Here is a 22,411-nt window from a genome sequence, read left to right as displayed (position 1 = left end):
TTACTGCCCATTAAAGTCGGATAAAGTGAAACGAGCAAACAAATTTGTTTGCTCGTTTTTTATTTACTTCCCTATTTCTTCTGTTTTTGCAATAATAAAGGAAATATAAATAAAGGTTGGGATATCATGAACATTCGCATTACTGATGAAGCAAAAGCAGCTATACATAGATTAGAACGGGAAGACAAAAAGATCATTCGCATTAGAGGGACAATGACAAACTCTTGTAGTATATTCGTTGATGTCGATTTAATTTGGGATACATATGTTGCAGATGATGTTGTATATGAAGATGCTGACTTTATTGTACAAATGGATTCATTCACGAAAGACTACACTGGTGATACGGTGAAGCTTGATTATAAAACAACAGGTTTTAGTATTACGACTCCGAGTGAGACGTTAGTTTATGGGTTGTCGATTAAAAAATAAAGATTGTTTTTATTTGACCGCCGGGGTAAAAAAACGAGTTGAGAACGGTAATAAAAAATGATACTTTACCAAAGGATTTTTGTTTTTGAGTATTTTAAACAAAACCGCTTATGCTTCAAAAATGAAGTATAAGCGGTTCTTTCTTTTGAATGAACCAATAATAAACGCAATTCTACCCTTATTCAATGAAAGGTCTACAGCATTATTTCGATGAAGCTAAACATTCATAAAATCTATCCCTCTTCCATTTCTACTTGCTTCATATAATATTCCATCGCTTCATTAAGCCATTTTTGTTCATCTTCTGCGAAAGGCGAAGGTATCATATTTTCAAGTTCTTGCATATCCAGTTCTCCCACACTAGTATTAGCTAACTTTTGTATCAAATCTTCACTAAGAAATGAAAAAGACTCTTCTATATATTCCTTTACCATCTCTTGTACTTTCAAGTCCTCGACTGGTTTACCATATAATTGTTTAACCTTTTTAGACAATTGAATAAACGTTTTATCCAAAGCAATTTTATCTTCTTCTCGTTTCTTTGATAATTCTTCCACGATATCCGTTAACTCATGACGTTCCATCCATTCTTTATGTGTATGTTCTGTATTCATACCGTAAATAAGACTAAATAATACCCTACTATCTACCTCTTCTTCCGCTTCGACTAACTTCATTACTCTTTTAATTGCTTGTATTGATTGCCCAATTTGTTCTTTTTCTCTTTCTAACACTTGCAAATGGAGAGACAAACTTTCATTCAAATCAACACCAAAACTTGATTCGTGTAACAAATTAGCGACTTTATCTAGACTATAGCCTAGAAATTTTAAACTTATAATTTTTTGTAAGGTTATAATATCTTGATACTTATAAATGCGGTGCCCTGAAGAAGGATTCTTTTCAGGTTGTAATAACCCGATTCCATCATAATAATGCAAAGTAGGAATTGGTATTCCCGTTTTTTCTGAGAATTCTCCTATAGAAAACTTTTTATCCTTTTTCATCTAAATCCCCCTATTAAAATTATAAATTCATTATAAAACCTAAAGTAACTAGAGGTTCAAGAGGATAATTCAAGAAAATTCAAAAACGTTAAAATGCATGTAATCAATACGTATTGCACTATTTCATTTAATGGCCCAATTATTGAAAAGCATAACCTTCCCTCACAAATTCAAAGGACTTTCACTTACTTATCCCGAATATATAAATTATCATTCTCACAAGGAGCGAATGTATATGAATCTATTCGAGCACGAAACGTAAAACCGTTCCCCTTTCATAAGAGGTCCTCCTTTTTTCTTTTCTCACCATATCATTTACTTACAAAATAGGAGGATACAATTATGAAACGTGATCCATTATTTTTAACTTTATTAGAAAGTGCTAATACACATTTTAGCGGTTGGGATTTTTCTTTCATTTCAGAAACGGGCCGAATGAAGAGCGAGCCTTTATCATGGTCGTATGGTAGCACTGCTTATCAGCTTATGCAGCGTGCTAAATCAATGCTCGATATGGGTACTGGTGGCGGAGAGTTTTTATCTATGTTACAACCATTCCCGCCAACTATTTATGCGACTGAGGGTTATGCTCCAAACTTGCCAATTGCTCGGAAGAAATTAGAGCCTTTAGGGGTTACAGTTGTGGCAGTAATTGATGATACTGCATTACCATTTCAAGATGGGCAGTTTGATTTCATTATGAATCAACATGAATCCTATTCTGCTTCTGAGGTAAATAGAATACTTTCTCCTAATGGAACATTTCTTACACAACAAGTCGGTGGTCTCGATTGCGCGGAACTAAATGAGCAGTTTAACGCACCGCTAAATAACGAATTTGCAAGTTGGTCTCTTGAAGCGGCATGTAATGAACTACAGGAAAATGGATTTACTATCTTAGAAGCAAAAGAAGCATTCCCTTTCCAACGCTTTTATGATGTTGGCGCTATCCTCTATTATTTAAAAGCGATTCCGTGGCAAATTCCTGATTTTACTGTCGAAAGGTATTATGAGGAAATATATCGTATACATAAAGTCATCTTACAAAAAGGGTATTTTGATGTGACGCAACATCGTTTTCTGATTAAGGCGATTCGCAGTTAATCATGGAGCATATGAAAAAGAGATGGATCTACCATCTCTTTTTTATTTTCACTCAATATTTTCTACAGTTAAATACTTCGTTTCACAGTAATAGCCTTTGCCACCAACATAAACCTTTTCTATTTTATTCTTGCTATCCGTTGCTAATTTAACTAATATTTCAGAAGGCGAGTGTAAAGAATAACCTTGTTCAAATACATAGACTTCTTTTTGTAAGTAGTGCTGTTCATAAAGGTAGCAAGCTAATGCACTGTTTGAAGTTCCAGTGGCTGCTTCTTCATTGATATCATATAGTGGAGCAAAGTTTCTGCATATGATTCGATTGTCATTAAAAGTATATAGGTGCATCCCGACAACATTATAATACTTGCTGATTTCTTTAATTTTTTCAAAATTAGGTTGCAATGTATGTAATTGTGTTTCGCTTTTTATAGGAATTAAAATATCTTTTAAGCCCGTGGAGACAATTTGAATTGGGTATGTATTGTCTATAGCTTTACTATCAAAACAGTCAATGAACTCGTTTGGAGATATAACATCATAGAATATCGGTTCGTTTTGTTCCATGAATATGATGTCATCTTTTATAGTAATAGTAAGAACACCGCTGTTCGTTTCAATCGTATAGCGATTCTTAAAAAGTTTATTTACATGCATCAGTATCGCGAAAGAGCCAATTGTGGCATGCCCACATAAATCAACTTCCTCTTTTGGTGTAAAATACTCAATTTTATAATCCGCAATTTCAGATTCTGATATAAATGCGGTTTCCGCATAGCCCAGTTGTTTGGCTATTGCCATTTTTTGAGTAGTGGTCAATATATTCTCCATAAATACCACTCCTGCTTTATTTCCACCTTTATGATCCTTGCTAAATGCACTTGCAACATAAACGGATATTTTCATAAGACACCTTCCTCCCTTATAGTAAATTGTAGCATAGAACGTACTACATATATATATTGTTGGATAAATTCTCCATAAAGCAAAAGACAAACTATTTTTTAGCATCTAAACTCTCCAAAAATGTTTGTCTACAGCCTGAGAGATGGGTCTACCATCTCTTTTTCCCCGTTTATTTTTAAAAATTTTGTGGTGGTTTCTAGATTGTTAAGTACGTCCACGTCTTGCAATCACATCAGCTAATGTAATAAGTTGCTCTTGCGTTATCTTTCCGGATACCTTTTCTTTTATAATTTTTTCCATTTCCTTTGTAACAGTCATACCTTCTATTTCTAGACTCGCTTTGGCCGCCTCGAAAGCTTTATTTAGTTCTTCCTCGTTTTTAAATGTCATAATTTGAGTTACCCCCTTCAAATCATTTTTTTACTCTTTTAATACAAGAAAGGTAATATCATCCCATTTCCTCTCTAATTGTAAAGTAGTCTTTTCAATACTTACTCCTGTTAACAAATCATACCCTTCAATTTCAGCTATCAATTGTTTCGTTTTACTCTTTGGATTCATATCTTTGTATAAGATATACACCTTATTACCATGTACCTGTATATCAGAAATCCCTTTGTCCTCTCTATTGATTTTTGTATTTTTGTCACTTTGTAATGAATATGTACGTATGATGTTCAAGTTCTCATCTAACTCTTTCATTTTCTCATCATTATTTAAAACATACACCTTATTATCAATCACCTGCAATAGAACAGGTATGAATTGTTTTTCGTCTAATATCGTTTCTTTTTCTACTACTCTAGTCTTCCTATTTACCATAATTAATTTAGGTGGTAACTTTTGATTTACATTATCACTTAGTACGAATAATAATTTATCTTTATACTTTTGAAAAATTATTTTTTGAGCAGTTGGTGCAAAATACACATTTTCATTAGGAATTTCAAATTCGTTTGTTTTTTTATTTGTGATCAAATCTATTTCTGAAATATATACTTTGTCTAGCGTTTGTGAAAAGGCGTATATATGACTCTCAATAATATGCGCACCTTGAATCGTTCCCTTTAGTTCTACACTTTCTTGTCTTTTGTCACTATCTTTCCAATATACAAGTTCACTTGTATATCCTTTCTTTTCGTCTACCAGCCCAATATTCACATCATAATATACATATCCTTGCTCTGCATGGATGAAATATGCCCCTGCGTTTACATCTTGTAATTGTTTCGGTCTACTGATTTCTTGCATCTTACCAGTCTTATCAATTGCATAATGATTGTTATTTCTATTTGATGAGAAGTAGTACCCCTCCCCATCTTTTGCATTACTCATTATACTTTGGCCATCCACTTCTATTTTACTAATCTCATTTCCTTTCTTATCATATGCATATATGTAACCACCGGCTTTCATTGCATTTGAATAGGATACGAGGTAATCTACTTTTTGAATGTTTTTAAGTTCTGTATCACTTTTAGAACAAGCTACAAAAAGGAACATCGTACATATAACGATTATGGCCAATGAATTGTATTTCTGGAACATATCATCACCTCACATATATAATGAAAGCAATCAGCATAAAAATACTGATTGCTCTTTAAAATATTTTATCAATTAGAGTATGAAAGTGATCTTTTTATATACTGTTTGTTTACATCATCTTCTGTCAAAAATGAAGTTGTGTAATGAATAATATTCCGGTTATCATATGTGAATATATGCTCTAACTTATTTTCTTCTGTTAATACTATCGGTAAGTATTTTGGTAAATTGCTAACTACACCTCTATTATCCTTATTTAATATCCAATCAATTTCTTTCCATTCTAATAATCCTTCCGCCGTACTTACTGGTGTGTCCATATGTACTCCATCTGGCAGGTCAGCAAGGAATACGTACATTCCTTCACGCCCCTGAGGCTCGTCCTTGCTTTTAAAAACTACATTCCCTTTATACGTTACACTTAGAAGATCTATACCTGTTTCCTCAAGCGTTTCTCTAATTATCCCTTCATATGGCGTTTCATTGTCTTCAATTTTTCCACCAACACCATTCCACATTCCCATATTCGGCTTTTTGTTTCTATTCAATAAGAGTATTTTCTTTCCCTTTTTAATGAAACAAATTGTGTACTTATACATACGTTCATCTCCTTTCCTTTTCCCCTCATTTACAGATTTAAACTGTAACTTCCTGCAAAAAGTTTTTTATTATACAAACAATTGGTTTTTAATGAGGTATTTTTCTCATTTTTATTAAAAAACATTCTCCTTACAATTATATTTCACATAATATATTGTACAACTTTCGTTTCAGAAAGGAGTGTTCAAAATCGATAACATAAGCAGCGAATTTTTAAAACAATTTTACGATAGTCGAGTCTGGTTATATGATACACATTGGCTTGGAGTCCCCATTCTCAAACTTCCTTCTGATCTATTTTTGTATCAAGAAATGATTTACGAATTAAAACCCGACTTAATTATTGAATGTGGCACTTGTTATGGTGGTAGTGCACTATATTTAGCTTCTATATTAGATTTAATTGGAAAAGGTCACGTTCTTACTATCGATATATTTCCACAACCAAATCGTCCATCCCATGATCGCATTACGTATTTAACAGCTTCCTCTGTTTCAGTAACCGCTGTGCAAACAATATTAAGTATGCGCAAACCTAATGATGTAATTTTAGTTATTTTAGATTCTGATCATAGTAAAGAGCATGTAGCAAAAGAATTGTTGCTTTATAAATCTATCGTTACTACAGGCAGTTATATTATCGTAGAAGATACATCTATTAATGGAAATCCTGTTTCTCCCGATTGGGGACCTGGTCCAATGGAAGCAGTTGAAGAGTTTTTAGCTAAAAATAACAATTTCATAATCGATGAATCTAAGCATAAGTTTTTCATATCCTTTAACCCAAAAGGTTTTTTAAAGAAGATAAAGTGAAACGTTAATAAGTGGGGTTTTGTAAACCCCCACTTATTCTATGATCTTCATTTTTGAAAAAGGATAATATACAAATTCCACTTTTCCTATTATATTATCTTCTTCAATATATCCTAAGCCGTTTCGACTATCTCTACTAATTTCACGATTATCGCCCATTACAAATAACTTATTTGGCGGGATTTTTGTCTTTTGAAAGTTATAAAACACTTGCGTATTATTAAACAAATCTTTATTTGTATACGGTTCTTCTTGTTTTTTATCATTCACATATACAGATCCATTCGTTATGTTAATTACGTCACCAGGAAGTCCTATTACTCGTTTCACATAATATTTTGATTCATCCTCTTCCTTTATAATGACAATTTCTCCATGCTCTAAATCGGAAAAGTGTACCGCTGCTTTATTTACAAATACGTAGTCTTCTTCATATAAAGTCGGTTGCATCGATTTCCCTTCCACTTTACATAAAGTAAAAGAATGATAGGCTACGACCAAAACAAACACGAAGAGTATGTATTTCCCCCAACCTCTCTTAATCTCCTGTTTCATATCCATTCCCACCTTATTCAAACACTTTTTAAATCAAAAAATATATCACTGCACCATAAGTCTCAATGCAGTGATATTATTTTTACTGGGCCTTGTTCGGCTGCTCTACTGGGACTGGATTTCCACCCGATCTTTTCGTTTTCAATTCAAAATACGCATCCAAAATCTCTTTACCAATCGCGGAATTAATTCCTGATTTGTCATCATTTACCCATGGTACAACAACTGAAAAAGCTACTTCTGGATCAGCATCATATGGTGCATAACCGGCAAGAGTTAAATTATAACATTTTTTTCTATTATTGTTTTCATCTCTTCCAATTTCACTTTCTCCACCATACACGGTTTCAGCTGTTCCCGTTTTTCCAGCTGGTTTATATGGTAATCCTTTAAACGTTGCAGTACCAGTTCCATCATTCTCTTGAAAAACTCTTCTAAATCCTTCTTTTACATGATTAATGTATGAGGTGTTCATATCCACTCGATTTAAAATAACTGGCTCAATAGACCGAATAACTTTTCCAACATCCTCTGGTCTATGTGGTTGCTCTCTCACTTCTTGCACAATTTGCGGTTTCATTCGGTAACCACCGTTTGCAATTGTTGAAATATATTGAGCAAGCTGCAGCGGCGTATATGTATCGTATTGTCCAATCGCATAATCGAGTAAAAAACCAGGTATGTTATCTGTTCTACCCATTTGACCAATCGATTCATTCGGCAAATCAATACCAGTCGGTACACCTAAGCCAAACTGTCTAAAATAGTAACGCATTTTATTAAATGTCTCTTGTTTAATGTCTAATGGATTGTTTGGCACATAATTTATACCTGCCATTTTTAAAGCCGTGTTAAACATATAAACGTTTGATGAAACTTGTAAAGCTCTTAAATCATCAATATCACCAAATTCTTTCCACGATTTCTTCGGCTTGGAGCTTCCTTTAAAATACATTGGTGCATCAAAGAAATGCGTATATGGCTTAATTGTGTCAGTTTGATAACCGGCTAATAATGTAGCCCCTTTCACAGTTGACCCTAACTCATACGAACTTGTCATCGTTCCTAAAGCGTAGTCTTCTATTTGCATCCCGCCATCTTTATTTACAATTTTCTTTCCTGCCATCGATAAAATTTGACCGTTTTTCGGGTTCATCATTACAACGAATGCACGATCCATCATCGGCTCTGCAGAATGAAATGCTCGTAAATTCTTTTCAAGACTTTGCTCTACTTTTTTCTGTAACTCCATATCTACTGTTAACATTAAATTATTTCCACTTTTTCCTTCGGTTACTTTTTCATTTCGAATCACATTTCCTGTTTTATCTGTAATACTTCTAGTCTGTTCTTTCGTTCCATGGAGTGCATCTTCATATTGTTTTTCAATGTAACTCTTACCAATACGATCATTTCTGTTATAATCACGTACTAAGTAATAATCTAATTGTTCTCTTGGCAATCCTTCATTTTCAGTAGAAACGCTACCAAGGATAGAACGAAGTATTTTATCATTTGGGTATTCACGTTCCCAGTCTACTGTCGTATCTACTCCAGGCAAGCTTGCCAATCTTTCACTTACGACTGCATATTCATTTTGACTTACATCTTTTTTAACGATTTGCGGCGTCATTTTATATCCCGCATTCATTTTGCTTTTAATTGCTAATACTTCTAGATCCTCTTTTGAAAGTTCGCTTAATTCTTCTTGTGTAATTCTTTCCCTACGTAACTCTTCAACTTTTTTATCTAATTCTTTCCCTTCTATCTCCTGCTTCCTAAATTTACTCTCATCTTCTTTCGTTACTTTTTCTGCTGCCCGCTTTTCATTTAACTGCATCCAAAAATCCTTTTTGTCTGTTTCTGTTAACTTGTCTATATCCTCTGGCGACATTTCAATTAACTGTGCTAATTGTCTTGCTACTTGTAAAACTTCTTTCGAGTCTACTCCTTTCATTTTTGTATATGTAACGGTTCGTAGTGGTTTGTTATTTACAATCACCTGACCTTGTCGATCAAACATTTTCCCTCTAGGAACAGGTGTACTTACCGTTACATCTTCCTTTTTGTTCACTTCATTTCTATACGTTTCTCCATCAATGATCTGTACTTTACCTAATTGAATTATAATAGCTGAAAATAAAAGAAAGACGATAAAAAATAGTACATTTAACCGAAAAGGAATATGAGTCTTTTTCTTTTTCGATTGTTTCTTCTGCTCCTTTTTCTGTCTCATTTCGCTCCCTCGCTTCATTCTATTAACATTTCTACGGAAAATCATTATGTATCAAATTTATTTATATGATATATATAGAATTTTATATTAATTACAAAAGAAATAAAAGATTTAATTTTCAGTTTTTTAATTTTATACCCTATTTATTACCATTCCCTTATTAAGGAATAACATGAATGTTATTCTAAAAGAAAGGTTGTATACTTAAAACGAAATAGAACCTTTACAACAGCTACATATTAACTTACTTTATGACGACTGTGTATTCGTTAAAAATAATACTACTTCTTACTCTGCCATTTTACCTACGAAACACTTTTTTATGAGTTATAGGGATGTGGTTACTACATTATCGACATGTTTTCATATTGCTTAATATAATGATTACTCAAATAAAAAACTGAGGTGGATACCTCAGTTTTTTCGATAACTTATTTCCTTGAAGACAATCCTTCAACAAATTCACCAATCTTATTTTGAAAAACATAATCAAAGTTATATTCTTGTCCTGTTAACTCTTCATTTACTAAGATGGTTGTTGCTCCTACTTCTCTCTTTGCGATTTGCGGGAATGAAGCGACAGGTTGTACTTTTAATGACGTTCCCATAACGATAAGCACATCTGTTTCATATAAACGTTTTATCGCATTTTGATATTGCGGCAATGTATCTCCGTATAAAACAACGTCTGGATTTAAAATGAAATTACACTTCTCGCAGCGCGGCACTTCATGATCTATCATATACTGCAAATCATACCCCGTTTTACACTTCGGACAATGTGCAGTTTGCAGTGTTCCATGTAAATCAATAACATGTTTACTACCACCTACTTGATGTAAACCGTCAATATTTTGCGTTAAAATCGTAATATCTTTCCCTTGTTCTTCTAATTCAGCTAAAAAGCGATGGCCACGATTTGGCTTATATTGATGAAACGTATTAATTTGAAAGATTTCTTTATAATGCTTCCAAAATTCTTTCGGACTTCTATTATAATATCCTCTTGATAAATACATCTCCACATTCTCATCAGCATACAATCCATTTGCTGAACGAAAATCTGGGATACCACTTTCCGTACTTGCACCAGCGCCTGTTAATACTGTAATTTTCTTCGCCTTTTCTAAAATTGAACGTACTTCTTCAAATTGTTGCACAAAAATCACCTCTATGTATATTGCTATACTTATTATACCAGTTGTTTACAGGAGGTGTCGTACAATTCATTCTACTTAATGCGTCGAGCCCCCAATTTCCACTATATCTACCTCAACTGTCGTCGTTACTTCAACTGCCAACTCTATCCCTTTACGAATAGTAGAAAGTGACATACTCGGTTGCCCTGGATAATTACTCGCTTGCTCTGGTAAAAACGGAATATGAATAAATCCGCCTTTTATTTTCTTATCACGCTTCTCTAGTTCATGCATGAGACCATAGAATAAGTGATTACAAACGAATGTACCTGCTGTTTGTGAAACGGAAGCTGGTATGCCTTCTTCTTGAAGTCTTTTTACAATTGCTTTCATCGGAAGTGTAGACCAGTAAGCAGCTGGTCCTTCTTCTACGACTGGTACATCTACCGGCTGGTTCCCTTCATTGTCAGCAATTCTTGCATCATCAATATTAATTGCGACACGCTCTATCGTAATATCTGGTCTACCCCCTGCTTGTCCAATACATATAATAAATTCCGGTGCTAATTCTTCTATATACTCTTTTAATACGCTGATTGATTTATGAAATACAGTTGGGACTTGTTTACTAATAATCTTGTATTCTCCGATTGTTTTTTCATGCAAATTTTTTGCAACTTCCCAAGCTGGATTGATGTTTTCTCCGCCAAACGGATCGAACCCTGTTAATAATACTGTTTTCATAGTTTTCCCCTCCTAATTAGAAACGATATACAAGACCGTACATAATAAACATATTTATGATAAAGATGGAAAGAGCGATTGGTACTTGCGCTTTAATAACAGCATTTTTATCTTTTAGCTCTAATAGCATCGCAGGAACGATATTAAAGTTTGCTGCCATTGGTGTAAGTAACGTTCCGCAATATCCAGCAAACATACCGAGCGCTGCCATAATCGCTGGGTTTCCGCCGTGCATTTGTACAATTAAAGGTAAACCAATTCCACCAGTAATAACAGCAAACGCTGCGAAAGCATTTCCCATTACGACTGTGAAAAGCATCATCCCTAAACAGTACGCCATAACAGCAACGAACGGATACTCTGTCGGTAACACTTGGCCGACTAAATCAGAAACGACTTGTCCAACGCCAGATTTTGCGAAAATACCGCCAAGTGCCGCTAACATTTGTGGTAAAATGACAGCCCAGCCGACAGCTTGTAATAGTCTACTTCCTTCTTGTACAGGAGTTGTTATCTTCGATTTTGTAATACGCATCGCCGCAACGAATGCAAGTAATGCTCCTAGTGCTAATGCTACTAGCGTTACTTTGTCTGGATCAACAAGGGAGACATTTCCCCATTTCATTTTCCCTAACGTTAACGTACCGATAATTGTAAAAATAGGAATTAATAGTGCAGGCATAAAGATTTTATTTTTTAATTTATCCGCATGTTTTACACGTTGTTGTACTGGAACTTCTTTCTCCTCTGATTTTGTTACTTTATTCATTGACGCTAACACGACCATAGCGAGCACGATACAGCCAACGTAAAACGAAGGAATTACATTTCCGAATAAAAATGTAACGGCAAACAATGCCCAAAATAAACTAGAACCAAATCGATTTGGATGCTCACGATCAAACGCGATACGAACAGCGATAAAGGCAACGATTATACCTAATACGTAATAAATTGTATCCATTGTAATGATATTCATCTTATATTGCCTCCTTCTCTTCTTTTTCTTTTGATGTCATCGTTTTTGCTATATATTTATCAAACCTTCTAAATCTAATCCAGCTTACGATAAGTGCAGATATTGCAGTTGGGATACCCCAAAGCGCCATATCCCATACTCCGACATGCATACCTACTGAATCGAAGAATCCTTTCATTAATAGAATCGCACCAGTTGCGATAAAAATATCTTCTCCGAAAAACCAAGCTGTATTTTCCACAGCCGCTGCATTTGCTTTAATCTTTTCTCTTAATTTTTCAGGGAGCTTACCGTATTTACCTTGCGCAGCCCCTTCTGCCATCGGTGCAACGAGTGGTCTTACTGTTTGTGCATGACCACCAATATTAAGCCCTAGTGCTGCTGATGATTCTCTTATCGTAAAATATGACATTAATACTCTTCCAGTTGTTGCACCTTTTGATTTCGTTATAAGTGCTTCTGCTCTTTCTTTCAAACCGTAACGCTCTAAAATTCCGATTACCGGTAAAGTTAGTATGATAGGCATAGACATATATCTATTTTCTATGAAAAATTTACCGAACATGCTAATCACATCATAAAAACTTAATCCTGAAACCATACCAGTAACAATACCTGCAACCATAACGACTAATAGTGTATTTAATCTAAATAAAAAGCCCACTGCAACAAGTAATATCCCGATTAATTTCACCAATTCCAACACTTCCCCTCATTATTTTATTTCGGTGTGCATATAGAAATCTCATTATTTTCGAATGTTCTGTATATTCTTCTCGCAAATTGTACAGCTTTCTCTCCATCACCGTGTAAACAAATCGTTTGCGCTTGAACTGCTACCTTCTCTCCATTCACCGAATTTACATAGCCTTCTTTCACCATTTGAAGCACTTGCTTTATCGCTTCTTCTTCATTTTTTATAAGCGCATTTTCTTCCGTACGACTCGTTAATGTTCCATCTTGCTTATACGTACGATCTGCGAAAGCTTCTTGTACGAGAGTTATATTGTATTTTTCTGCAGCCTGTATAAACGCCTCGCTATTTGCTAATCCGTAAAGTAATAGACTTGGATTTATATGATATATTGCCTTTGCAATTCCATCTGCAATTTCCGGATTAGTTGCCGCCATATTATATAGAGCACCGTGTGGTTTCACATGATGCATCTTCCCGCCAGCTGCTTTTACAAAACCGTCTAATGCACCAATTTGATATAGAACATAATCGTATACTTCACTTGCTGGAACGTTCATATTCCTTCTACCAAATCCAATTAAATCTGGAAATCCGGGGTGTGCCCCTATCGCAACGTTATGTTGCATTGCCTTTTCAACTGTTTGACGCATAACGGACGGATCACCCGCATGAAAACCGCAAGCAACATTTATAGAGGAAACGAACGGAAGAATCTCGTCATCATTCCCCATTTTATAAGCGCCAAAACTTTCTCCTAAATCACAATTCAAATCAATTGTAGCCACACTGTTTCCCTCCTAATTTCAGCTTCGTAAAGCGATGAACTTTTTTAATAGATTCATATTTACTTCTTTTTCTATGTACAATTGTTCCGCTTCTTCAAGCGTAATATTCTCAAACGATACATAGTCCCCTGGTTTTAACTGGGCAAGAAGAGGTAAATCTACTGAAATGATATTTCCCATTCTCGGATAGCCACCTGTCGTTTGCCTATCTGCCATTAATATAATCGGCTGTCCACCATTAGGAACTTGAATGGTTCCAAATGTAACAGGACTCGATAAAATCTCTTTTTCAACGGCTCTATTTAAAATTTCTCCTTCAACCCTATAACCCATACGGTCAGCGTAATTAGATACTTTATACTCTTTCGTAAAAAATGCCTTTTTGCTTTCTTCTGTAAATTGATCATATTCAAAACCAGTTATGACGCGAAGTTTAGGATACTTCTTATATTTTGGTAGTACGCTACTGCTAATTGCCCATTTTGTTTTTATGCGCTCACCCTTTTGTAAGCCTTGCATGAAACGATGAGCCATTTCTGATCTTTCCCCAAGTTGAAAATAGTCTCCTTTTTTCAGCATTCTTCCTTCCGTACCACCAATCGCAGCACGTATGTAAGTACTTTTGCTTCCCATTATGCGATTAATATGTATACCACCTGCAAAAGTCACATACGCTCTGCAACCACTATTCACTTTTCCAAAGCAAAGCATACTACCTTCTTCCGCTAAAATGGGACGCCATAATGGTATACGCTCCCCATTCAATAACGGTTCCATATCCGCACCGCCAATCGCAAGTAACGTCGTTTTCTTTATTAACAATTTCGGTCCCATAATCGTCATTTCAAGCGCCGCTTCATTTTCTTCATTACCAACTAACATATTGATCATCCGAAGTGCACTTTGATCCATCGCCCCGCCAACGGGTACGCCGTATCGTTGGTAATGAGATCGTCCTAAATCTTGGACTGTTGTAAACATTCCCGCATGCAAAACTTCTACATCCATTCTTTAGCCCCCTCAAGTGATACGTACTCTTCCTTCGTTATTGGGATAAATCGTAAATACATGCCGCTTTGAATAAAGGTTGGTGTTTTTTCTTCCGGATTAAATAAGGAGATTGGTGTTCGTCCAATAATATTCCATCCACCCGGTGTTTCAAGCGGATAAATACCTGTTTGATTTCCGCCGATTCCTACCGAACCAGGAGAGATTTGTAACCGCGGTGTTTCTTTTCTAGGCGTTTCTAGTTCTTTTGATAGTCCTCCTAAATACGGGAACCCTGGTGTAAAACCTAACATATACACAAAATACGTTGTTTCACTATGTATTCGAATAACATCTTCTACTTGTAAACCGTGATAATGTGCGACCTCTTCTAAATCAGGTCCATATTCTCCCCCGTAACAAACAGGTATAGAAATATGTTTCACATCTCGTTTCAGCTCTTCCTTATACGTATGTAACATTCCAGTTATGTATTGGCATACGTAATCATACGGTCTTATCTTTCTATCATTTTCCTTCCATACTTCATACAAATTATAGTAAACAGCTAATGAAGTAAACGACGGAACACATTCAACCATCCCTACAAACGGATGTTGCTGCAGCACTTGAAATAATCGCTGCACTTTTTCATAAGTATCCATCCCAATTCCTTCACCAAATGTAACAATAATTGCTTGATCCCCTAACGCAGAAAATTTCATCCTACTCCCTCTTTCTATGCCAAAAAGCCGAGTTCTTTCGAAATGCGATTCGCTGTCTCTTTTACCTTCGCGATAAAATATGGAATGTTACTTTCGCTGTACTCAATTGCTAATCCCGAAATACTAATGCCTGCTACAACCGTTCCATCGCTTGCGAAAATGGGCGCTGCTATAGCCGCTGTATGATTTTCTAACTCAGAGTAGCTAATTGTATGTCCTTCCTTTTTTGCCATTTGTAACACTTCTAGCAATTGTTTCTTATCTACAATTGTTCCATCTGCAAATTGCTTTAAATCCGTTTCCTCTATGTATTTTCGTTTTTCTTCCTCAGAGAAATACGATAATAAAATTCTCGGACATGCACCCGCATAAAGTGGCGCTCTTCTTCCAACCGCCGTATACACACGTACAGGTTGAGCACCTTCCATCTTTTCCACATAAATCGCGTCATTACCATCTTGAATAATTAAATTAACTGCCTGCCCTAAACTATCTCTAAGCTCTTTCATATATGGAATCGCAATATTTCTTACGGATAATCTTTGTGAAACAAGTTGACCGAACCGTAAAAAAACGACTCCTAAACGATATTTCCCCTTTTCGTTTTTTTGTAAAAACTCCATTTCTTCTAATGAGCCAATTAAACGATAAACAGATGTTTTTGGCATACTTGTAAGCTGAACCATCTCTGTTAAACTTAGCTCTTCATGCTCATAAAACAACTCTAAAATATCCATTGTCTTAACTGCCGTTTTATTTATAATCATTCTATCTCCTTCTTGTTCCGAATTCCGGAACTTAAATTCCATTTTCTGAAACAAACATATAATTTAAAATTATAAAATATTCTTTCAATTTTAACAATATATTTTTCAGCTACTTAACCTTTATGTAAAGTGAATACAAAATGAAATTTAGAAATAATGATGGTTCTCTTTCAAAAGCTCAAGTTATGGCAAAACCAAACATTTAAATAAATAGGCATAAAAAAAGTATGGAAGAATATTTCTCCCATACTTTTTCTTTATAACGCTCTCACTTGTTTCAACGGCCAGAAAACAGCTTGTCCTTTCCCGACAATTTCATCTTCTGAAATAAATCCAAACATACGACCGTCTTTAGAAACTTCACGATTATCTCCTAAAACAAACACTTGGCCTTCTGGCACTTTCGTTTTTCCTGTGATTTGTTCTAACGTAAAGTCTGGAGTTAATACACGGCCTGCTGCTTTTTCTTTAAACTCTTTTAAATATGGTTCTTCCATCGCTTTTCCGTTTACATATAATACATCATTTTTATACTCAACTGTATCGCCTGGTAAACCAATTACTCGTTTTACTAAATCGTATCCTTCTTTTCCGTGGAAGACGATAATATCAAAGCGTTCTAATCCACTTATACTATAACCAATCTTATTTACGAGAACTCGTTCATTATTTTCTAGTGTAGGCATCATCGATTCGCCTTGTACTAATGACGGTGTAAATAATACACCGCGAATAATTGCAATTAATACAAGGGTAAATCCTATCGTTTTAGCCCATGAGAATAATTCTTTCTTCGTATTTTCCTTCATCATTTCTCCTCTTTCTTACGCATTTATTTTATGATTTGAACTAATTCTTTTACGAAATTAAGATCAATTTCAGCAAAACATGATTTCCCTTCTCTTACGGCTGTACCGACATGAGCTTGCGAAATGCCAGTTTCATCTAGCAATTGCTTTATATTTTCTTTCGTCACGCCAGCTCCAACTACAAGCTGAATTTGACCATCGCTTACCTTTTGCATTTCTGTAAGCACCGGGATATTCTCCACTATATTTCCTTGTCCACCTGAAGTTAAAACGTGAGTCACTTTATGAAACTTCTTTAAAGTTCTCATCGCTTCTACTGGATTTTCTATGTCGTCTATTGCACGGTGATATGTAACATTTATCCCATCTACCACAGATAATAAATTCGCTAGTTTCTCTTCATCCACTTCATTCTTTTCATTTAATACACCTAATACAACACCAGCTACTCCTAATTTCTGAGCAACTACAATATCTTCTTTCATCATTTCAATTTCTTCTTCCGTATATGTAAAAGACTTCGCATGCGGGCGAATCATAACGTGAATCGGTATATGTACTGCTTCTACCGCTTTTTTAATAAATGCATAACTCGGCGTTAAACCGCCTTCTGTATAAGATGAAATTAATTCAATTCGCTTCCCGCCAGCTCGTTCAATTCGTTTTACATCTTCTAAACATGTTGCAATAACCTCTAGCATGAGATGACCTCTTTTCGTGCTTTTTCCTTATTATACAGTAGGTGAAATAAGAAGCATAGCATTCTCCTATAAAACTAGAAAAAGAAGAATGAAAAGAAAGATTTTTTAACTACTAACATCTATTGGTGATTTTATATTCTACAAAAAAGGAGTAACCCCCTAGCACTTCTGACTAGATGTCACTCCTTTTTATTTTAATTATTTTTCTTAGTTACTTCATTATAATAGTGGCTAAATGCTTCTACTAATGCATCAACGGAAGCATACAATTCTTCTGGTGTATTATCTACCCCTCCCATTTCAATCAATAATGCATTGGGAGAAAGGTCTTGATTATATACTCCGTTGTTCCCGCTTTTACGATCTTTAATAAAAATACCTCGGCTTAAACCGTAATACTTCTCATCTAAATACGAATTAATTGCCGTTACTATTTTTTTATTTTTTTCAAAGTTAGGATTATCCCGTCCTAAAATAAAATAGAGCCGAGCATAATTCTTCCCTTTAATATTTTTGGTTGTAATATTTTTTCTTGCATCATCTCTATGAAGGTCCATTGGAAACATAATATTTTTATCTTGTGCCAATTTATCTTGTAATATTTGACGAGATCCTTTGTAGGATTGCGCCCAATTTAAATTTTTATTTCGCAGAAAATCTCTCATATTTGTCGTATCATGCGAAACACCTATTCCTTTTTCTTCTAGCTTTTGTTTTAAATAGTTTCCAACAAACGTAATGTTCACTTCATTATTTGTACTAGAGGCATGATCAGGTATAGTAGCACCTGGGATGAGAGGAATAAACGACTCCCAACTATGTGTATGATAAATAAAAACTTTATTTTCACCGTTATTTTGTGTATTTGAATTGTTTTCTTTCTCACTCTTTGGGTGTTTAACAGCAGTACCTTCATTCTTAATATTCTCTAAAGGAATACTAGATTCTTCAGGAATGTTCGTATAATCTGTTCCTTCCCCGGCAATTAATATTTCTGAATAAAATTGATTCATATTTGGAAGTTCTCGAGTTAATAAGCTTCGGAGGTCATTTACATTAATATTTGTAGAAAGTGAAAGTAAAAAAGATTCCAAAGACGCTCGTCCTTTTTCTTTATGAAATTCTTCTGCAAAATAACGATTTTCACTACCTATCATATACATGAGGCCTTTCGTAGAATTCGTTCCTAATAATTGATTAACATAATACGATTTAAATACGTTTGAATTACTAGAAATGAAGAATGAAGTGAGAATACATATAATCGTGAATAAAATACATATCATTACATACTTTATATGAAATACTTTCAGTTTCACTTTATTCATTTTATATCTCCCTTCATTTACTCTATTCTTACGCTTAATTTTTAAGTAATATGATTACTAATTTAATAGAATTGCCTTTCTATTAATTTTTATAAAAAAAGAAGATCCAACAATAGGATCTTCTTTCTCTTGCTAGTATGTTTTTAAACCTACGACCGAAACGCCGCATCCGCCAACATAGATAGTGTTGCATCATCCATCGGCGGATTGTGTAGTCCTGCTCTAACGTTTAAATAATAACGATGGAGCGGATTTTTTTCTGATAAACTTTTTGCTCCTACGATGCGCATTGATTTATCCACTATGGATATCGCCGCATTTGTTACGGCGTATTTCACTGCTGCCAGCTCTACTTGTAGTGATAGTTTATCTTCTGCCTCATCGTATTTTTTCGCAATTTGATATAAAAAGACGCGAGCTTGCATAAGCTCGAGTTCTAATTCTCCAACTAATCTTCTAACATTCGGTAATAAACTAATAGAATGGTTTAAACTATTTGGTTTGTATGATCCCGCAAACTGAACTGCATAATTTCTTGCTGATTGTGCAATTCCTAAATAACATGCTGGTATATGTAGCAACCAGCCAATACCCTTTTGTTTTACTTTTCCGTCCTTTACATTCGTAAAAAAGCGACTTTCTATCTCTACATTTTGTAAGACAAGGTCATGACTAGCAGTCCCTCGCATCGCGACGCTATCCCACGTTTCTTCAATGGATACACCGAGTGTATTTCTTGGAATGACAAATTCTCCAACTTCTTCTCGGCTTTCCATACTTGCTGAAATAATAAAATAATCAAGTATTGGCGCCATCGTTGTAAAAGTTTTCCTTCCATTTATAATCCACTTCTCGCCTTTTTGAACCGCTATTGTTTCTGGTTTACCGCCACGCGTCGGGCTTCCTGTTTTCGGTTCTGTTGCTGCCCTATTAAAGAGCGCACCGTTACGCACTTCTTCGCAAAACCATTTGAACATCTCATCATTCCAAGAGCGATTTTCCGCTAGCTCTTTTACAATGCCAAGATGCCAGCCAATCGATAAGGCAGTTGCTCCGCAGCCTTCTGCAATTTTTTCTTGAAATAAAACGAAGTCATATAAAGAAATCGTACTGCCACCAAATTCCTTCGGTAACGTTAATTTCGTATATCCGATATTCTTCAAATCATTTATATTTTCATGCGGAAATGATCCTAATTCACTTAGTTGATGCTCCCTTTCCATGAACTTCGGAATCAATTTATTTAGTTGTTCAATAATAAAAAATTGTTTTTCTGTTTCAACAAATGAGAGTGCCATACTATAATCTCCTTTATGCTCGATTCATCAACCGTTCATTTTGTCATTATGATTATATGAAGCTACCTCTCTATTGTTTCACTATTCCGATAAAAATACAATGTTTTTGACTAATAAGAAAAGTTCCTATTTAAAGATAGGTTCTTTTCTTATTAATCTCCCTTCAATGCCTTTAATGGTAACGAGGTTACATATCCAATATACGAGAATAATTCTTTAAAGAAGAATGGTATTTCTGTATCTAACGTTTTATATGCTGATGTCGGCGTTGGTGAAGCATACGCTTCAATATTAATATGTTTTGCGATTCTCATTGCGCGTTTCATATGAAGTGGATCACTTACAATCGTGTATGTGCGTATTCCGTTCTCTATTCCAACTTCCTTCGCATTCTTTAAATTTTCTTCAGTGAAAAGGGATTTTGTTTCAATTAAAATATCTTCATCTTTTACACCTTGTTTCATTGCATATACTCTTGCAGTACGCGCTTCCTCAAGCTCTGCCTCAAACTTTGTACCACCTGTAAAAATAATCTTTTTAATATTTCCGTTCTTATATAAAGAAATCGCATGATTAATTCTTTCTTTAAATACAGGAGATGGTTTTCCGTTCCAAGAAGCTGCTCCTAGTACGATACCAGCATCCGTTTTCACGCTATCATCTGTTTTAAAACGATAACTCCAAATATCGTAAGCTGCATAACTTACATATAAAATAGCAGAACAAATCATTAGTAAAAATACTTGAAAGATTCGTCTTTTCTTACTCTTCTTATTTTCTTTCATTTGTAATTGCCTCCGTACATCATCCATACTTCTATAAAAAAACATTTATATCAAATCGTTTTGTTTGAGTTTATTTAAAAGAAGGAACTTTACTTGTTATTTATGTATAAAAGGGTTTTCATTTAAAATTGAGGATTATCAATTCATTTTCATTTGCGGTTTTCATTACATGTTTTAAATTCATAAGTTTATTACCATACAACTACATTGTAACGAATTTTTTCTCAGAAGGGAACGATGAAACAAAAGGAATTAAAATAAAGTAGCATTTTGTAAGAAAAAAGGTATATTTTTTATGTATTACAAACAATATACCTTTCAAAACACGAATTATAGCTTTTCTTTATACAATTCTAATTTTTCTAACAGACGTGTTTTCACAACTGGCCATTCGCTTGCGATAATACTATACACAACCGCATCTCTCACATGTCCATTCGGTAATTTTCTTTCATTTCTAAGCACGCCCTCTTTTACTGCTCCTAACCTTTCAATTGCTCGTTGTGCTTTTTCATTTCTTGCATCCGTCTTAATTTGTACCCTCAGCATATGCAGTTTTTCAAAAGCATACTGGAGAAGCATATACTTACACTCTGTATTTATACTCGTACGTTGCACACTTGGATGATACCACGTTTGTCCTAACTCAACTGTTTTATCTTCTACTGAAATATTATATAGACGTGTACTTCCTACAATGGCATTTGTCTGTAAATCCACTACAACGAAAGGGATTTGCGTACCTTTTCCATAACCTTGTATCGCTTTTTGCACATATTGCTGCATATCTTGCACACTATCCATTTTAGAGATTAAATACGCCCAAATTTCCCGATTTCCTTCTACAATCGAAAACAAAGTTTCGACATCATCACTATCCATTAACCGTAGCTTTACTCTTTCGTGAATGATTTCCATTTGTAAGCCCCCTTTTTCTTACTATATCATAGAAATATACATTTTATTATATGGATATTAAAATTAAAGTTTTAATACCTTCTTACATAATAATCGGCAAAAACCTCTAACAAATACTGTGTACATCCCATTATAGCAAGCTACATTTATATTGGTTTCATTTCATGTAAGGTTTTTCTTTTTCTAAAGGTCTATATACGTTCTTTAAAAATTTGCATACCAAAAACGCTATTCTTTCTACAAAAAGATTCTTTTTTTCATTTATGAATCAATTTTTCAGCTTAATAGTATGGATAATTCTGGATTAAACCCAAAAAATACTATATAATAATAAAGTGAAAATTTTACAGTTAATTAATATGGGGTAAATGGGAGGATATAAAAATGCTAGATCAAATTACTTGGGGAACGCCAGGCAGCTTATTATGCTTAGGATTCTTTTTTGCAGGATTAGGAATTTTCTTAAGAAGTATTACGTCATATTCGAAAAACAAATAAAACATCAAAAAAGTATACATTTTAAGGTATTTAATTGATAAAAACACTAA

Annotated in this window: 24 protein-coding genes; 3 read left to right on the top strand and 21 right to left on the bottom strand. The window is 34.5% G+C overall.

Going from position 1 to position 22,411, the window contains the following annotated elements; all coding sequences use genetic code 11:
* Window positions 1–126: 126 nt before the first annotated feature.
* The gene (locus LMD38_RS11625) at window positions 127–432 is read left to right on the top strand and encodes an iron-sulfur cluster biosynthesis family protein (protein WP_001026179.1); all 306 of its coding nucleotides are present in this window, start codon (window positions 127–129) and stop codon (window positions 430–432) included.
* Between the two features lie 233 nt (window positions 433–665).
* On the opposite strand, the gene LMD38_RS11620 is transcribed toward LMD38_RS11625, so the two are convergent.
* The gene (locus tag LMD38_RS11620) at window positions 666–1,439 is read right to left on the bottom strand and encodes a MerR family transcriptional regulator (protein ID WP_000710820.1); all 774 of its coding nucleotides are present in this window, start codon (window positions 1,437–1,439) and stop codon (window positions 666–668) included.
* Window positions 1,440–1,781: 342 nt separating this feature from the next.
* Between LMD38_RS11620 and LMD38_RS11615 the strand changes: the two genes are divergently transcribed.
* Window positions 1,782–2,543, top strand: a complete 762-nt coding sequence (locus LMD38_RS11615; protein WP_062821150.1) for a class I SAM-dependent methyltransferase — start codon at window positions 1,782–1,784, stop codon at window positions 2,541–2,543.
* Window positions 2,544–2,591: 48 nt separating this feature from the next.
* On the opposite strand, the gene LMD38_RS11610 is transcribed toward LMD38_RS11615, so the two are convergent.
* The 4 genes from LMD38_RS11610 to LMD38_RS11595 form a co-directional block, all read right to left on the bottom strand.
* Window positions 2,592–3,449, bottom strand: a complete 858-nt coding sequence (locus tag LMD38_RS11610) for a PhzF family phenazine biosynthesis protein (RefSeq protein ID WP_016717875.1) — start codon at window positions 3,447–3,449, stop codon at window positions 2,592–2,594.
* Between the two features lie 204 nt (window positions 3,450–3,653).
* The gene (locus LMD38_RS11605) at window positions 3,654–3,839 is read right to left on the bottom strand and encodes an antitoxin VbhA family protein (protein WP_016717876.1); all 186 of its coding nucleotides are present in this window, start codon (window positions 3,837–3,839) and stop codon (window positions 3,654–3,656) included.
* A gap of 30 nt (window positions 3,840–3,869) precedes the next feature.
* Entirely contained in the window at window positions 3,870–4,997 is a 1,128-nt protein-coding gene (locus tag LMD38_RS11600; protein ID WP_062821149.1) for a hypothetical protein, read from the bottom strand.
* Window positions 4,998–5,065: 68 nt separating this feature from the next.
* Window positions 5,066–5,596 carry an NUDIX hydrolase gene (locus tag LMD38_RS11595; protein WP_016717878.1) on the bottom strand — a complete coding sequence of 177 codons (531 nt, stop codon included), beginning with the start codon at window positions 5,594–5,596 and terminating at the stop codon, window positions 5,066–5,068.
* 181 nt (window positions 5,597–5,777) lie between these two features.
* Between LMD38_RS11595 and LMD38_RS11590 the strand changes: the two genes are divergently transcribed.
* On the top strand, window positions 5,778–6,410 hold the full coding sequence (locus LMD38_RS11590; protein ID WP_073530858.1) for a CmcI family methyltransferase: 633 nt from the start codon (window positions 5,778–5,780) through the stop codon (window positions 6,408–6,410).
* A gap of 33 nt (window positions 6,411–6,443) precedes the next feature.
* On the opposite strand, the gene lepB (LMD38_RS11585) is transcribed toward LMD38_RS11590, so the two are convergent.
* From lepB (LMD38_RS11585) to LMD38_RS11505, 16 genes are all read right to left on the bottom strand, one after another.
* The gene (gene lepB / locus LMD38_RS11585) at window positions 6,444–6,965 is read right to left on the bottom strand and encodes a signal peptidase I (RefSeq protein ID WP_000806882.1); all 522 of its coding nucleotides are present in this window, start codon (window positions 6,963–6,965) and stop codon (window positions 6,444–6,446) included.
* Window positions 6,966–7,047: 82 nt separating this feature from the next.
* Entirely contained in the window at window positions 7,048–9,201 is a 2,154-nt protein-coding gene (locus LMD38_RS11580; protein ID WP_001249214.1) for a peptidoglycan D,D-transpeptidase FtsI family protein, read from the bottom strand.
* Window positions 9,202–9,632: 431 nt separating this feature from the next.
* Window positions 9,633–10,361: an NAD-dependent protein deacylase gene (locus LMD38_RS11570; RefSeq protein WP_061182536.1), complete on the bottom strand. Its 729-nt coding sequence runs from the start codon at window positions 10,359–10,361 to the stop codon at window positions 9,633–9,635.
* A gap of 75 nt (window positions 10,362–10,436) precedes the next feature.
* Entirely contained in the window at window positions 10,437–11,084 is a 648-nt protein-coding gene (pcp, locus tag LMD38_RS11565; protein WP_061182535.1) for a pyroglutamyl-peptidase I, read from the bottom strand.
* 16 nt (window positions 11,085–11,100) lie between these two features.
* Complete coding sequence (locus tag LMD38_RS11560) at window positions 11,101–12,063, bottom strand: DUF979 domain-containing protein (protein WP_062821147.1); 963 nt, start codon at window positions 12,061–12,063, stop codon at window positions 11,101–11,103.
* Window position 12,064: 1 nt separating this feature from the next.
* Window positions 12,065–12,760, bottom strand: a complete 696-nt coding sequence (locus LMD38_RS11555; RefSeq protein WP_062821146.1) for a DUF969 domain-containing protein — start codon at window positions 12,758–12,760, stop codon at window positions 12,065–12,067.
* Between the two features lie 23 nt (window positions 12,761–12,783).
* Window positions 12,784–13,545, bottom strand: a complete 762-nt coding sequence (gene pxpA, locus LMD38_RS11550; protein ID WP_062821145.1) for a 5-oxoprolinase subunit PxpA — start codon at window positions 13,543–13,545, stop codon at window positions 12,784–12,786.
* Window positions 13,546–13,563: 18 nt separating this feature from the next.
* On the bottom strand, window positions 13,564–14,553 hold the full coding sequence (locus LMD38_RS11545) for a 5-oxoprolinase subunit C family protein (protein WP_228920298.1): 990 nt from the start codon (window positions 14,551–14,553) through the stop codon (window positions 13,564–13,566).
* A complete protein-coding gene (pxpB, locus tag LMD38_RS11540; protein WP_062821143.1) occupies window positions 14,544–15,257 on the bottom strand; it encodes a 5-oxoprolinase subunit PxpB in 714 nt (237 codons plus the stop codon). Before pxpB ends, LMD38_RS11545 begins: the two co-directional genes overlap by 10 nt.
* 14 nt (window positions 15,258–15,271) lie before the next feature.
* Complete coding sequence (locus tag LMD38_RS11535) at window positions 15,272–16,024, bottom strand: IclR family transcriptional regulator (RefSeq protein WP_000586222.1); 753 nt, start codon at window positions 16,022–16,024, stop codon at window positions 15,272–15,274.
* 257 nt (window positions 16,025–16,281) lie between these two features.
* Window positions 16,282–16,833 carry a signal peptidase I gene (gene lepB, locus LMD38_RS11530; RefSeq protein ID WP_000662493.1) on the bottom strand — a complete coding sequence of 184 codons (552 nt, stop codon included), beginning with the start codon at window positions 16,831–16,833 and terminating at the stop codon, window positions 16,282–16,284.
* A 23-nt stretch (window positions 16,834–16,856) separates the two neighbouring features.
* On the bottom strand, window positions 16,857–17,534 hold the full coding sequence (locus LMD38_RS11525; RefSeq protein ID WP_062821142.1) for a copper homeostasis protein CutC: 678 nt from the start codon (window positions 17,532–17,534) through the stop codon (window positions 16,857–16,859).
* 194 nt (window positions 17,535–17,728) lie between these two features.
* Window positions 17,729–18,862 (bottom strand): stage II sporulation protein P, encoded by a 1,134-nt coding sequence (spoIIP, locus tag LMD38_RS11520; protein ID WP_062821141.1) that lies wholly within the window; start codon window positions 18,860–18,862, stop codon window positions 17,729–17,731.
* Window positions 18,863–19,011: 149 nt separating this feature from the next.
* Entirely contained in the window at window positions 19,012–20,160 is a 1,149-nt protein-coding gene (locus LMD38_RS11515; protein WP_062821140.1) for an acyl-CoA dehydrogenase family protein, read from the bottom strand.
* Between the two features lie 152 nt (window positions 20,161–20,312).
* Entirely contained in the window at window positions 20,313–20,945 is a 633-nt protein-coding gene (locus LMD38_RS11510) for a YdcF family protein (RefSeq protein ID WP_016717896.1), read from the bottom strand.
* A gap of 330 nt (window positions 20,946–21,275) precedes the next feature.
* Entirely contained in the window at window positions 21,276–21,863 is a 588-nt protein-coding gene (locus LMD38_RS11505) for a GNAT family N-acetyltransferase (RefSeq protein WP_062821139.1), read from the bottom strand.
* Between the last annotated feature and the right edge of the window lie 548 nt (window positions 21,864–22,411).

Source organism: Bacillus pacificus (assembly GCF_020861345.1).
Classification (GTDB): Bacteria; Bacillota; Bacilli; order Bacillales; family Bacillaceae_G; genus Bacillus_A; species Bacillus_A pacificus.
The sequence above is the reverse complement of the archived record's forward strand: the minus strand, read 5'-3'. Positions and strand labels throughout refer to the sequence as shown.